Origin of the sequence: Nevskia sp. (assembly GCF_023266035.1) — a bacterium.
Lineage (GTDB): Bacteria > Pseudomonadota > Gammaproteobacteria > Nevskiales > Nevskiaceae > Nevskia.
The window spans coordinates 1-14,570 of the sequence record NZ_JAHFRY010000118.1 but is presented as its reverse complement, the minus strand read 5'-3'; the positions used below and the strand labels follow the sequence as shown (position 1 = coordinate 14,570).

9 protein-coding genes are annotated in these 14,570 nt (G+C 66.4%); 4 read left to right on the top strand and 5 right to left on the bottom strand.

Annotated features, from left to right (window positions below; all coding sequences use genetic code 11):
* The 4 genes from Q0D45_RS16640 to Q0D45_RS16625 form a co-directional block, all read right to left on the bottom strand.
* Positions 1-1,107, bottom strand: a 1,107-nt coding sequence (locus Q0D45_RS16640; RefSeq protein ID WP_293395262.1) for a thioredoxin family protein, incomplete at its 3' end; no start/stop codon positions are given.
* Positions 1,076-1,819 (bottom strand): hypothetical protein, encoded by a 744-nt coding sequence (locus Q0D45_RS16635; RefSeq protein ID WP_293395259.1) that lies wholly within the window; start codon positions 1,817-1,819, stop codon positions 1,076-1,078. The genes Q0D45_RS16635 and Q0D45_RS16640, both read right to left, overlap by 32 nt.
* Positions 1,820-1,896: 77 nt before the next feature.
* On the bottom strand, positions 1,897-2,958 hold the full coding sequence (locus Q0D45_RS16630) for a cyclopropane-fatty-acyl-phospholipid synthase family protein (protein ID WP_293395256.1): 1,062 nt from the start codon (positions 2,956-2,958) through the stop codon (positions 1,897-1,899).
* A 108-nt stretch (positions 2,959-3,066) separates the two neighbouring features.
* Entirely contained in the window at positions 3,067-3,849 is a 783-nt protein-coding gene (locus Q0D45_RS16625) for a DUF1295 domain-containing protein (protein ID WP_293395253.1), read from the bottom strand.
* 123 nt (positions 3,850-3,972) lie between these two features.
* Here Q0D45_RS16625 and Q0D45_RS16620 point away from each other — a divergent pair, with 123 nt between their 5' ends.
* Complete coding sequence (locus Q0D45_RS16620; RefSeq protein ID WP_293395250.1) at positions 3,973-4,368, top strand: DUF4398 domain-containing protein; 396 nt, start codon at positions 3,973-3,975, stop codon at positions 4,366-4,368.
* Positions 4,365-4,781 (top strand): DUF4398 domain-containing protein, encoded by a 417-nt coding sequence (locus Q0D45_RS16615; RefSeq protein WP_293395247.1) that lies wholly within the window; start codon positions 4,365-4,367, stop codon positions 4,779-4,781. Before Q0D45_RS16620 ends, Q0D45_RS16615 begins: the two co-directional genes overlap by 4 nt.
* 34 nt (positions 4,782-4,815) lie before the next feature.
* Here Q0D45_RS16615 and Q0D45_RS16610 read toward each other — a convergent pair whose 3' ends face one another.
* Positions 4,816-7,599 carry a winged helix-turn-helix domain-containing protein gene (locus Q0D45_RS16610; RefSeq protein ID WP_293395244.1) on the bottom strand — a complete coding sequence of 928 codons (2,784 nt, stop codon included), beginning with the start codon at positions 7,597-7,599 and terminating at the stop codon, positions 4,816-4,818.
* Positions 7,600-7,881: 282 nt separating this feature from the next.
* On the opposite strand from Q0D45_RS16610, the gene Q0D45_RS16605 reads away from it, so the two are divergent.
* Positions 7,882-11,127 carry a S8 family serine peptidase gene (locus tag Q0D45_RS16605; RefSeq protein WP_293395241.1) on the top strand — a complete coding sequence of 1,082 codons (3,246 nt, stop codon included), beginning with the start codon at positions 7,882-7,884 and terminating at the stop codon, positions 11,125-11,127.
* A gap of 339 nt (positions 11,128-11,466) precedes the next feature.
* Positions 11,467-14,570, top strand: a 3,104-nt coding sequence (locus tag Q0D45_RS16600; protein WP_293395238.1) for a Calx-beta domain-containing protein, incomplete at its 3' end; no start/stop codon positions are given.

Below are 14,570 nucleotides of genomic sequence, written 5' to 3'. Positions count from 1 at the left end.
GTAGCGGAACGCATAAACGTAGTCGTCCGGATAGGCGGCGATGAGCTTCGGGAACAATGCATCCAAAGCTTCGTAACGCTTGGCGAGATCGAGATACAGGCGCAGGTTGTCGGCCAGATTGCGGTCGCGCTTGAGATCGAGCTTCTTCGCACCGCCGAGGCGGCGCTCGACATCGGCGATCGCCTGCTCGAGCACGGCGGCTTCGCGCTTGGTATCACCGAGCGTGGCGGCCAGATCGGCAGTCGTGGTGATCAGGCTGCGGGCATCGGCACAGCTCGGCGTGGCGATGAACACCCGCTTGGCGAGCAGTGCATTCATCACCGGCTGCTGCGTGGCGTAGAGCTTCTGCTGCTCACCGGCCGGCAGGCTGGCGGTGCACTGCATCGCGCGATCAAGTTCGTAGGCGCGATCGCAGCCCAACTCGCCAGCCAGCACGGCGGGCGCCGCGGCAGCACAGGCAGCAGCGTCCTTTGCAATCGAAGCCTTGCGCAAGGTCAGCCGTGACTGCCACAGCGCAGCGTCGGCATCCTGATCGACTGCCTTGCGGGCGGCGGGCGGAAGCGCGTTCAGCCAATCGTTCGCGCCATCGACATCGGCGCGCGCGGCATAGGCCTGCAGCACGCTGCGAGCGGCGACCAGCGAGGCCTTGCCGTTATCCTTGACCTGGCTCTTGCGCTGATCGAGATCGCTGCCGCGGGCGATGATCGCGGCGATCTCCGGGTAGAACTGGGCGCGCGTGCGTTCCAGCGGAATGCGGCCGAGTTCCTGGCCGCTGGCATCGAGCACGATGTAGCTGGGCAGGCCCTTGACCGTCCATTGCTGCATCCAGCGGGCACCGGCCGGCGAGTCGGCGTCCAGTTCGACGATCACGGCTTTCTTTTCAAGGGCCGTCCACTCCGGGCCGGTCTTGACGTGCTTGGCCATGAAGTAGCAGGAGTAGCACCAGGGCGCGTAGAAATCGACGATCACTGGCGCCTGGCGCGAGGCGGCGAGCTTCAGGGCGTCCTCGACGGCGGTATCGCTGTCATCGGCGCGCGAGGTCCCAGCGAGCAGCAGCAGGATGACTAAAAGCGCGTTATTCCAGCGGCGGAAGATTGGCAGGCGCATCTTTCGGCGGCGTGTCCGTATAAACGATGCGGACATTGTAGGCCTTGCCTGTCGCCGGATCGTGCATGTTCGAGACGCCGCGATACTCGAGCAGATACCGTGTTTTCACTTCGTAAGTCAGATCGAGTCTGTCGACGAACAGCCGCAGCAGCGAATCCGGCTCGACCAGCAGCTTGATCGCCGGCTTGCCTTCGAAGCTGGTGTCGCCCACTTTCCTGCAGCGGAAGCTGTAGGTATCGAGCTGGCCGGCGACGCCGAACTGGAACTTCATCGTCTCGCCTGCCTGCAGCTTGTCGAAGTTGGCGACGATGGCGCTGTGAAAACCGGAATCCGCGCCCATGCCCGGCGTCTTGGTGATGAGCTTGGTCTGGGTCTTGCCGTCCGCGGTCTTCAGCATCGTGTAGCGATCGGCCTCGACATCGGTGATCGCTTCGACGTAGTGCTCCTTGAAGATTTCCAGCTTGAAGACCGGGATCAGCGGGTCCTTGCGCAGGTCCAGCGTCTTGGCGGCGATCTTGTTGCCAGCGGGATCGAAGTAATCGATCGAGCCCTCGATCCAGCGCAGGCCATCGATCTTCTGGCGATGCACTTCGGTATACCGGTACTGGTTCGATTTCAGATCGTAGGCATAGCCACGAAAACGGTAATCGACCGGTGCGGCGCCAGCCGTGCCCATGGCCGCGCAGAGCAACAAGGCAGCAGCGGTTTTCATGGCGAACAGGATTTTTCGGGAAAGTGCAGATGGGACCGCGCGGTCGATGGCGAATTCCGCCAGCGGCGGCATCATGCTCAGCGCCTGGTGAACAGGTAGTGACCGACGCCCCATTCGTTGCCGTCGGCATAGCCGAACAGTTCGGCCACGGCCATGTAGAACATTCGCCAGCGCTGTACCCAGATCGGCGCCTGCTGCTTGCCGTAGCCGGCTTCGAAGATCTTCAGGATCTCGTCCTTGTGGGCGTCCATGCCGGCCAGCCACTGGTTCGAGGTCTTCTCGTAGTGCCGGCCGTCGACCCACCACTGGCGCTGCAGCGCGACGTGATCCTGGAAGTTCAGCAGCAGGTTTTCGCTCGGCATGGTGCCGCCGGTGAAGAAGTACTTGGACATCCAGTCGTCCTCGCCTTTCACCTCGAAGTGATAGGCGAGCAGCTTGTGGACGAAGATGTGCACGAACAGCTTGGCGTCCGGCTTCATCCAGCGGCTGATCTTTTCCAGCAGCAGGCCGTAGTTCTTCATGTGCTCGAACATCTCGATCGACATCACTCGATCGAAGCCTGAGTCGATCAGCGCACCGGTGGTCTGCGCCGTCGCCGGAAAGTCGAAACTCACTATGTTGCCGGTGATGATGGTCAGATTGCCGAAGCCGCGCTCCTTGGCGCGGGCCTTGATGTACTCGCGCTGACCATGCGAATTCGACAGGCCGACGATCTGCGCATTCGGATACTGCTCGGCCAGCCACAAACTTAACGATCCCCAGCCGCAACCGAGATCGAGAATGCGCATGCCATCACGCAGTTCGGCGCGTTCGGCATATAGCTTGAGCATCGCGTCACTGGCTTCGCCAAGCGTTTCATTGCCGGTGGGATACAGGCAGCAGGAATACTTCAGCCGCGGCCCGAGATGGGCGTGGAAGAACGCCGCCGGCACCTCGTAATGCTGCTCGTTGGCAGCACCGGTTTCGACCGCGATCGGGCTGGCGCGCAGCTCGTCGAGAAAGGCGTTGTAGCGCTGGCTGCGAACCTCGCCATCCTGGTTCGCCTCGTCGACCAACCGCCGCTTCATCAGTTGCCGCATGCCCCAGCGCGACAGGGAATCCGGGATCAGGCCTTTCTCGCAGAGATCGATGACGTTCATGAAGCTAGTGGCTAGTGGTCGGTGATTAGTGGCTAGTGAACGGCGAAAAGCTGAACAGCGAAGCGGTACGGTGCGGCGTGGCTTTGACTGACCACTAGCCACCGACCACTAGCCACTGCTTCTCGGCGGCCAGGGAATGAACATGCTGGTGGTGCGCATGTAGTCGGCATAAGCGGGGCGCGACTGGACCATGTGCGCTTCGAGAATCGGCACGCCGGACATCTTCAGCAGCAGCCAGGCCATGATCGCGGCGGGAATGATCGCCACCCACCACAGGCCGGTGCCGATCGCCAGCGGCACGTAGGCCAGCCAGTGCATCGATTCGAAGAAATAGTTCGGATGCCGCGAATAGCGCCACAGGCCGCGCTGGCAGACCTGGCCCTTGGTCGAGGGATCCGCCTTGAAGCGTTCCATCTGCCAGTCGGCAATGCCTTCACCGGCGACCGCGATGACCCAGATCAGCACGCCCAGTCCCATCAAGGAAACACTGGCGTTGCCATCGCGAAACGCCACCACCAGAAAACCGACCGACAGCAGCCAGGCGATCAGCGCCTGGAACTGGAAGAAGCCGAACATCTTCAGGTTCACCGAATCGCCCCATTCGCGGCGAAACTTCGCGTAACGGGCGTCTTCGGGCTTGCCGGCGTTGCGGAAATACAGGTGGCTGCCGAGGCGCAAGCCCCAAAGCCCGCCGAGCCCGCCGAGCAGCAGCCGGGTTTCGGCCGGAGCGGTCCCGAAACTTGCGTACCAGATGGCCAGGAAGCCCAGGCTCCACGACCACACCGGGTCGACCATGCCCGCATTGCGGGTTTTCAGCTGGATCGCCCAGACTAGGGCGAGTACCAAGGCGACGATGGCGAGGCCGGAGATTGCAGCGGATGCTGGAGTCATCAGATCGAGTGATCGAAATACACGGGGCAGGGCGATGCATGCGAGTTTACGGCGCAGGGGCTGATTCGGATGACCCCAGGCAGCAATGGCAGCAGACAACGAACCACGAACAAGAACCGAACGATGATCGATAACGCTCAACTTCATTCCCGCCGCCTCGGCGTCGCCTCGGCGATGCTGCTGGTGGTGCTGAGTCTGGCCGCCTGCAGCGGCCGCAACGCCAAGCCCGGCGAATCGCTGGCCGATGCCGAAACCGCCGTCGCCCGCGCCGAACGCGCCCGCATCAGCGATTACGACTCGGTGTCCTGGAAAGCTGCCCGCGACAATCTGGCCCGCGCCCGCGCCGCCAGTGGCAACAAGGAAACCGAGATCACCTCGCGCTGGTATGCGGCCCAGGCCAAGGCTGATGCCGAACTGGGCATCGCCCGCGCCGAGCGCTCTCGTCTGGCGGCGCAGAACATGTCGCTGAAGCGCGACATCGAAGCTCTGCAATCGCCGGGCTCGGGAGCCACGCCATGAAACCGGCCCGTCAACATCTGTCCCTGATCATGCTCGGCAGCCTGCTCGGGCTGTCGGCCTGCGGCGGCTTGCGGCTGTCATCGAACGGCCTGCCGACCTTCTCGCCGGCTGCAGAAGCGCCGACACCGGGTGTCGAGCCGTCGACCGCCGCCGTCGCTCGTATCCGCGCCAGCCTGCTGACCTTGCGCAGCGATCCGGCGCTGGCGGCACGGGTGCCGGACGAACTCGCTGCCGCCGAGGCGGCCCTGCAGAAAGCCGACAGCAGCCAGCACGACAAGGTCAACGGACCCGGCCTGCTCTACGTGGCCGAACGCAAGGCCGCATACGCGACGACGGTGGCCGAACAGCGGGCGCTGGAAGCCGAGTACGAGGTGCTGCGCAAGCAGCGTGACGCGCTGAAGGGCGGCCGCTAACGGCGAAGCTCAGGCGGCCACGTTCGTCTGACGCTCAGCCCGCCTTGCCGAGCCGCGTTTCGCGATCGTTGACCCGGCGCATGCAGCGGCCTTCCGGCCCCTGCAGTTCGGTGCACAGCTGGCGCGCCGTGGCCAGTGCCGGGCGGGCGAGATCGAACTTTTGTTCGGCGAGCGCGATGTCGACTTCCGTGGTCTGCGCCAGGAACCGGTGTTCGTTCGATACCGGGTCGGTCGCGTCACCGATACGCGCGCGCACCTCGGCCAGCAGCGCCCGCGCCTCGGCGATGTGGCCGGCGCGCGCCAGCGGCTCGATGCGGCTGATGTTCAGCAGGCGCACGTCCGCATCACCACTGCCAAAAAGCTGTGTTGCCCGGTCGATGATCTCGCCGAGCAGGCGCGCAGCGTCTTCGTAGCGTCCGGCGCCGGCATAGGCGTAGCCGAGGGCCGCGCGGAACTGCAGCAGGTCCAGGGTCATCGCGCCCTTGAGCGAAGCGAACAGCGGCTCGTTCTCTTCGAGGATCGCCACCGCCTCGGCGTGGCGCCCCTGCCGCTCGCGCAGCACGCTGATCGCCTGCCGCACGGCGATCAGATCCTTGGAGCGATCGCCGGTCAGTCCCGCGTAGATCGCCTTGGCCTGCAGCAGTTCGCGCTCACCGTCGTCGAAGCGCTGTTGCTGGGCCAGCACGGTGCCGAGCAGATTGCGCATCGCCGCCTCGGCACGGCGAGTCGGCGGTGGATGCGCGGCGAGGTCCGCCAGGGCGTCGCGCAGGCTCTGCTCGGCCTCGCCCAGCCGGTTGCCCTGCGGGCCGAAGGTCAGCATCCAGGCCAGGAACCAGCGGTAGTTCGCGCGCCGACCGGCTTCCGGCTCGAAGCGCACAGCGTCCCGCACCACCGTCTCTTCAAGCGCCAGACCGCGCTGGGCGTCGCCGAAATCGAATTCGAGATTGGCTTCGACATTGCGCAGCATCAGCTGCCCCGAATCACCGGTCGGCAGCTGGGTTTTCGCCAGCGTCGCCAGCGTCTTCCACGGGCCGATGTGCTCACCGGAAATCGCCGGCAGCACCTGATCGGAATCACGCAGCAGCAGCACCGCCACCCTCACCGCCCGCGGCGGGTCGATCAGCAGCAGATCCTCGACCAGCTTCAGCGCCCGCTGCTGGGTGTCGTGCAGACCGCCGGTGATGCCGGTATCGGAAAACGCAGTGATCAATGACGAGTACACCTCGGCGGCCGCTTCGGGCTGGGCCGCGAGCCGAGTCGCCACCTGGTTGCTGGCCTGGGTGAAAACCTTGCCGAGATCAACCTCGTGCACCGATCCCTCCCCGGCACTGAAGCTGCTCAGCAGATCGCGATTCAGGAAATCGCTGACCGCCAGCGCGGTATCGGCAGCCCGCTCGGCACGGAGCCTCGCTGCGCGTGAATCGACGTACAGCCACAGACTGGTACCGAGGCCGATCAGCAGCACCGCCACCGTCGCCCGCAGCCAGAAGCGCCGCGCCTTCAGCCGCTGATTTTCCAGACGCTGCTGCTCGGCGGCAGCCCGACCCGCCTCATCGTCGTGCCATTGCGCACGGCGGGCATCGAGGCTGCGCAGCCGGTGCGCGAACTCGGCGGCATCGGCCAGGCGCAGTGCCGGATTGCCGGCCGCGGCCTGGGCGATGTCGGCACGCAGCACCGGATCGTCGATATCGGCTTCCCAGCCGACCGCCATCGGCCGGGCGAAATCGCCGACTGCGCATTGATAGAGCATGACGCCGAGCGCGTGGATGTCGGCTCGCGCAGTGGCCAGCTGGCCGGCGAGCAGTTCCGGCGCGCGGTAGGCCAAGGTGCCGCTGTCGCTGCTGCCGAGCAGCGACTGGGTCAAGCCGATGCGGGTGATCGCGTAGCGGTCGAGCGCCGTCGGTTCGACCAGGCCGCCGCTGCCGAGATCGGCCAGACGAACCTGCGGCGCTGCCGGATCGCTGTCGTCGATCAGCAGGTTTGCCGGCTTCAGATCCCGATGCAGCACGCCGACGCTATGGGCGGCGGCCAGCGCTTCGGCGGCCTGGGCGAGCAGTTCCAGACGCACGGCCAGCGGGATCGCCGCGAGTCCGCCGCGTCCGGCGGCCCAGTCGACGAAGCTGCCAGCGCCGATGTGCTCGGATTCGGTGAAGAACGGCTCGGTTTCCAGATTCCAGTCGATCAAGCGCACGCAGCGCGCCGCCGGCCCGACCGCTTCACGCAGCAGCCGATAGAGCGTGATCTCGCGCTTCAGCGCCAGGAGACCGCTGGCGTCGACCGCGAACTTGAGAACCCGGCGTTCGCCGCTCTTCGGCTGCTCGGCAAGCCAGACCTCGCCCTGCCCACCGCTGGCCAGGTGTTCGCGCAACTGCCACAGCGGCCGCTCGGGCACGGCCATGCCGGGATGGAGATTGAAACGGCGCGGCAAGGTCCGGGCTTCGCGCTCCGCCTCCGGGCGCTCGATCCGCACTTCGGCGACCAGCCGGTAGCCGTAGCCGTGGATGGTGCGGATCAGCGTCTGCTCGCTGTCGCCGAGTTCCTGACGAACCCGGCTGACCGCCTTGGCCAGCGAGGCCTCGGTAGCGATCCGGCCCGGCCAGACCGCTTCGAGCAGTTCCTCGCGGGTCACCACTTCGCCGGCATGGCGCAGCAGATGCCGGAGCAGCTCGGTCGGCTTGCGCTCCAGCTCGGCCAGGCGGCCGGCAACGCGCAGTTCCTGGCTGCGCTCATCGAACACCGCCGTGGCGAAATGCCAGATGCGGAAATCGGGGCTGGCGGCCGGGTCCGGCGTGGCTGCGGAGTGGGTCGGCTCAGTCATCGCGCAGCGCGGAAACGGGGGACGGAGAAGGGCAGGAACGGCGGGGCCGAAAGCTTGCCGGATCGCCGTGCGCCCGTCACGTCCGGGATAGCCCGCCCCCGGAATTGGTGACCGGCTGCACGGCAAGGCCCGGCAGATCTGCGATTTCAGGAATCTTTCAGAAATTCTTCAGGCTTTCCCGGCCCCGCCGCGACACCGTGCTGCCGGCGCAAGGCACCGCGCCCACACACCTCGGCCGGCCCTTTCTGGATGGGCCCGCCCGTCATCCGGGAGACCCGCAGCATGCTCAAGCATCAGAACCATCAGGCCGGCCGTTCGGCCAGGGCCGCGTTCCTTCCCCACCTCGGCCGCTGGCTGATCGGGGCCGCCGCCACACTCAGCTTCACCGCCGGGGCGGTGATCGACACGCCGCTCAGCGACGCCGGCAAGGCCGCGCTCGAACAGCGCGGTTACCGGCTGATCGGCGATCGGGGTGAACTGATCCTGCCGGACAGCCTGCGCAATCTGCGCGGCACCGAGCCGGACCTGAAGGGCGCCGCCATCGTCCAGCCGCAGGGCGCGCGGCCCGATCCCTGGCCGCTGAGCGCCGCCCAGCTGGCCACCGACAAGCTGCTCGCCGCGACCGATTTCCGCAGCCGCGCGCCGGATGCCGCCGCGCTGTCGAAACTGCAGGCCGTCGCCCAGCGCGACGGCAAGGTGCCGGTGATCGTCACGCTGAAGATGCTGCTGACGCCGGAAGGCATGCTCGGTGCGGCTCTGGCGCAGCGGCAGCAGGGCGAGATCGCTGCGCTGCAGGCGCGCGTGCTCGATGCGCTGCGGGTTCACAAGATCGAGATCCGGCAGCAGTACCGGGTGGTGCCGATGCTGGCCTTCGACGCCTCGCCGGCCGTGCTCGAACTGCTGGCCCGGCTGCCGGAAGTCGCCGCCATCCAGGAAGACCGCCTGTCCAGCCCGGCGCTGGCCGATTCGGTGCCGCTGATCGGCGCTGCCGACATCCAGGATCTCGGCATCAAGGGCGGCAATGGCGACTACTCCGGCGTCGTCGCGGTGCTCGATACCGGCATCGATCGCGCCCATCCGTTCCTGCGCGGCTTTGTCGCCGAGGCCTGCTTCTCCAGCAAGAAGAACTGCCCGAACGGGCAGACCACGCAGACCGGCGAAGGCGCTGCCAGCAAGTGCACCTACTCCAGCGGCCCCTACACCGACGCCTGCGATCACGGCACCCATGTGGCGGGCATCGCGGTCGGCGCCGCGCGACTCGGTTCGACCTCGATGGATGGCGTCGCACCGGATACCCGGCTGATGCCGATACAGGTGTTCTCGCGCTACCCGGTGACCGGTGGAAACGACGCGCGTTCCTACTCCAGCGACCAGATCGCGGCACTGCAGTACGTCTACGACCAGCGCAACAACTACCGGATCGCGGCGGCCAACATGAGCCTCGGCAGCGGCTACTCGTCCGAGCCCTGCGACAGCAACAGCCTGAAGCCGATCATCGACACGCTGCGCTCGGTCAACATCGCCACGGTGATTTCGGCCGGCAACGACGGCAATACCGACGGCCTGTCGACGCCGGGCTGCATCTCCACCGCGATCAGCGTCGCGGCCACCAACAAGGACGACAGCATCGCCTTCTACTCGAACCGCTCGAAGGATGTGAAACTGTTCGCACCGGGCAGCGACATCGTTTCGTCATGCCCGGGCCTGGTGTACTGCGCGAAGTCCGGCACCTCGATGGCCGCGCCGCACGTCGCCGGCGCGTTCTCGCTGCTGCGCGATGCCAGGCCGGGCAACACCGTCAGCCAGAACCTCAGTGCGCTGCAGAACAGCGGCCCGGTGATCGGCAGCGTGGCGCTGCCGTCCGGTGGCCTCAGGCTCTACCAGCGCATCTTCCTGCCGCCAGCCGCCGGGCTCGATGTGGTGCGGCTGGAATCCGGCGTGCCACGCAACCGCCGCGAGCCGTCGCCGAGTCGCCATGCCTATGACTACGTGAGCACGCGGCGCTACTGGTCGGCCGTCGCTGCACGACCGGTCTCGGCGGCCACCGACCTCGGCCTGAAGCTGTACGAGGATCAGGGCACGGTCGTCGGCGGCGGCACGGTGACGCCGCTGGTCAGCAGCAGCACGGCGGCCGGCGATATCCAGATCATTGCCCAGGACCACAACAACGGCCGGCGACCGATCGGCACCGACAGAGTCGAAGCCAGCCTGCTCGGCGGCCTCGCCAGCCGCTATGTCATCGAGTACGCGAAGAACGATAGCGGCGTGCTCGGCAACAGCGTATTCGCGCTGTTCCCGGCCGATTCGGTGGTGCAGATCTATGACCTGCCGGTGCGGGCCGGACAGCCGCAGTACGTCCGAGTGCAGGCCTCGGGCGACGCCGACTACGAACTGCTCGCGTTCACGTCGAGCAACGATGCCTCGACCTGGCAGCGCGGCCGCCAGTCCGCGGCCGCGGTCAGCAGTGTCGCCGCTGCCGGCGGCGATGAAGCACTGACGTTCACGGCCGATGTCGATGGCTACGCCGGCATCGTGCTGACCCGGAAATCCGGCAGCGGCAATTTCTACACGATCTACCGCGACGCCAGCGCGCCGGTCGGTACGGTGACGATCAACGACGACGACGCCAGCACCGACAGCCGGGACGTGACCTTGAACCTGAGCGCCAGCGACGCCGAGACCGGCATCGACAGCTTCCGGATCGCCGAGGATGGCGTGAACTTTGGTGCCTGGCAGGCCTACACCACGTCCAGCGCCAGCACGCCGCTGACGCTGCCGGTGACGAGCGGCCTCGCCACCGTTGCAGTGCAGTACCGCAACCGCGCCTTCCAGCCGTCGCCGATCTACCTCGACAGCATCACCGTCAACGCGCCATTGTCGATCTCGATCGACAACGTACGAATCACCGAAGGCAACAGCGGCACCACGGTGGCGCTGTTCACGGTCAGCCTGGATCGGGTGCCGAGCAGCGAGGTATCGATCGACTACACGACCGCCAACGGCACCGCCACCGTCGCCGACGGCGACTACCTCGCCGCCAGCGGCACCCTGACCATCGCCGCCGGCCGCAGCACGCGCACCTTCGGCGTGACCATCAACGGCGATACCCGCAGCGAGCCGGACGAAACCTTCTTCGTCAATCTGAGCAACCCGCGCGGCGGCGTGCTGGCCAAGGCTCAGGGCACCGCCACCATCGTCAACGACGACAGCGCCGCCGGCACACCCGGCATCAGCGTGCAGACGCGCAGCTTCAACTTCGGCAGCGTCAAGGTCGGGCAGTCGAGCGTGCAGCGTTCGCTGCTGATCACCAGCAGCGGCAGCGCGCCGCTGGCCATCACCTCGATCCGCCTGAGCGGCGACTACAACGGCAGCAGCAATTGCCCGAAATCGCTGGCGCCCGGCGCCACCTGCGCCCTGACCGGCAGCTTCAAGCCGACTGCGGTCGGCCCTCGTCCCGGCTCGGTGACGATCACCTCCAATGCGCCGGACAGCCCGACGGTGATCCAGTTGTCCGGCACCGGCAGCTGATTCCGGCTGGCGGACGGAAATAGTCGGAAATCGGTCAGGACTTTGCTGCCGGCCGGCGGGATGCTCGCCTTGGTCTCCATTGGCCGGCAATGCAGCCCGCCGGCCAACGGCCCGAAGCAATTTCATCGGCCGCGCGTGCCGTCGCTGTGAACCAGTGAGCAACCGGCCGGCGCGCAGCGCAGTAGGATCGGCACCATCTGTCGAGGGAATTCGCTCGCCGGCGGGAAATGGGAACCCGTCCAGCTTGCGTTGCAATCACTGCTTTCGAATCGTTCTGAACCTTGAATGCCAAGCGGTGCTTCGTCGCCGCACGGCAACAATCGATACGGGGAGTCACTCATGACACAACAGAAAAACCAGGCCGGGCCTACGCCCCGCCTGCTAAGGACAACGCTGCTGGCAGCCGGCCTGTCGCTATCCGGTGCCGCCGTTGCACAACAGGCGCCGGCAACGATGCAAGCCAGCGCGCAATCGCAGATCGCAGTACTGCAACAGATCAAGAATGCAAAAACGCTGATCGAGGACAAGCTCGATTCCGCGCTGTTCATGGCCACGCTCAAGCAGCGCGGCGACGCACGGCTGGCCCAGCTGCCGGAATACCAGTATCTGAAGGCCGGCAAGGACGGCCGTTACAGCGTCGACATCGGCATCACCGATCGCGAGGACGCGGCCGTGGTGCTGCGCAAGCTGTCCGAAATCGGCGCTGTGCTGGTATCGCCGAAGTCCACCGCCGTCGAATACAAGACCATCCGCGCCAAGCTCCGGCTCAGTGATCTGATGACCCTGGCCGGGCTCAAGCAGGTCACGCGGGTGCAGGAAGCGGTGGAAGCGCTGACCAACGTGGTCAACGTTTCGGAAGGCGACAAGGCGCACGCAGCCGATCAGGCACGCGGCTCGTTCGGCGCCACCGGCGCCGGCGTCAAGGTCTGTGCGCTGTCTGATGGCGTCAACTCGCTGGCGGCCTCGCAGGCCAGCGGCGATCTGCCGGCGGTCGACGTGCTGCCTGGCCAGGCCGGCAGTGGCGACGAAGGCACGGCGATGCTGGAAATCATTCATGACCTGGCGCCGAGCGCGACGCTGGGCTTTGCCACCGCGTTCAACAGCGAAGCCAGCTTCGCCCAGAACATCCGCGATCTGGCCACCGATGGCTGCAACATCATCGTCGACGACGTGCTGTATTTCGACGAGAACGTGTTCCAGGACGGTGTCGTTGCCAAAGCCGTCAACGATGTCACCGCCTCCGGCGTGCTGTATTTTTCGTCGGCCGGCAATTCCGGCAACAAGACCGACAACACCTCTGGCACCTGGGAAGGCGATTTCCTGGCCAGCACGCTGGCCAATCCGACACCGCTGGCTGGCGTCGGACCGCTGCACGACTTCGGCGATGGCGGCCAGTCGGTGCAGGTCACCGGCGCCTCGACTTCCGGCGCGCTGATCATCTGGGCCGAGAACTACGATCTGACCGGTGGCACGGCCTCCACCGACTACGACCTGTATCTGCTGAACAGCACGATGACCAGCGTCGTGCAATCGAGCACCAATCGCCAGAACGGTGTCGGCGGCGATGACCGCGCCTACGAGCGCGTCAGCCCGATCAGCGTCGGCCAGCGTCTGGTCGTCAACCGCTTCGCGGTCGGCAACACCAGCAGCCCGCCGATGTTCCATCTCAGCACCTTGCGCGGCACCATCACCTCGGCGCTGTCGACCTCCGGCGTGACTCGCGGTCACAGCGCCACCGCCGACGGCTACGGTGTGGCAGCGACGCCAGCCGGGCCGATCCGTTTCGATAACGTGCCGCCCGTTGGCCCGTTCCCGAACGCGTTCACCGCCAGCAATGCGACGGAAAGCTTCAGCTCCGACGGTCCGCGTCGCATCATCCTCGGCCCGACCGGCGCCGAACTGACCCCGGGCAATCGCACCGCCACCGGCGGTGTCGTCCGCCAGCAACCGGTGATCACGGCAGCCGATGGCGTATCCACTTCGGCACCGGGCTTCAACCCGTTCTTCGGCACCTCGGCAGCCGCTCCACATGCCGCTGCGATTGCCGCGCTGCTGAAGTCCGGCGTGCCGTCGCTGACGCCGGTGCAGGTCCGCAACTTCCTGACCAGCACGGCGATCGACATCGAAGTGCCGGGTGTCGATCGCACCACCGGCTATGGCATCGTCATGCCGCTGCCGGCGCTGCAGGCGGCCGGCGCCACGCCGCAGCCGTTCCTGTCGGCCGGCACGGCGGTCTATACCCAGATCGTCGGTGACGGCGACAACGTCATCGAGCCGAACGAAACCTGGTCGATCAGCCTGCCGCTGACCAATATCGGCGCGGCATCCGCGGCGTCGATCAACAGCACGCTGAGCAGCGCCACGGCCGGCGTGACCATCCTCAGCGCCAATTCGACCTATCCGAATCTGGCGCCGTCGGCCTCGGCCGGCAATGCCACGGCCTACCAGTTCCGGGTCGAGACCGCATTCCCCTGCGGCAGCCCGATCAACTTCTCGCAGAACCTGAGCTATATCGGCGCCAACAGCCCGCAGACGGTCGCCTTCGCCAGCGGCACCGGCGGGCTCGGCAACAGCGCCACTTTCACCTACGCCGGCTCACCGGTGGCGATTCCCGACAATGGCGCGGCGATCAATGTGCCGCTGTCGGTATCGGGCATTTCCGGCGCGATCGGCGACGTCAATCTGAAGATCGATGGCGCCAGCTGCAGCGCCACCGCAGGCTCGACGACCGTCGGCATCGATCACACCTATGTCGCCGATCTGGCGATCAGCCTGGTGTCGCCGGATGGCACCGTGGTGCCGGTGATCAGCAATGCGGGCGGCGCCGGCAATAATCTCTGCCAGACCGCGCTCGATGACGAAAGCGCTGGCCCGGGCATTCAGACCGTGGCCGCTGCCCAGGCGCCGTTCACCGGCAGCTTCAAGCCGTCCGGTCCGCTGTCGAGCTTCGACGGCCGCCCTGCCAATGGCAGCTGGCAGCTGCGGGCGCAGGACTCGGGGCCTGCCGATACCGGCAGCGTTCGTGCGTTCTCGTTGAGCGTCACGCCGGTGATCTGCAATGCGCCGCCGGTCGGTGGCACGCCGTCGCTGTCGATCAATGATGTGAGCGTGACCGAAGGCAACAGCGGCACCAAGAACGCGACGTTCACGGTCAGCCTGTCAGCCACTTCGACGAGCGCGGTAACGGTCTCCTATGCCACCGCCAACGGTACGGCGACCGCCGGCTCGGATTACGCGGCCAGCAGCGGTTCGCTGACCATCGCCGCCGGCAGCACCAGCCAGACCTTCAACGTCGCGGTCAATGGCGATACCGCCGTCGAGCCGAACGAAACCTTCCTGGTCAACCTGAGCAGCCCGAGCGGAGCAACGATTGCCGACGCACAAGGCCAGGGCACGATCGTCAACGATGATGCGGCGGCAGCACCAAGCTCAGCGTCAACGAT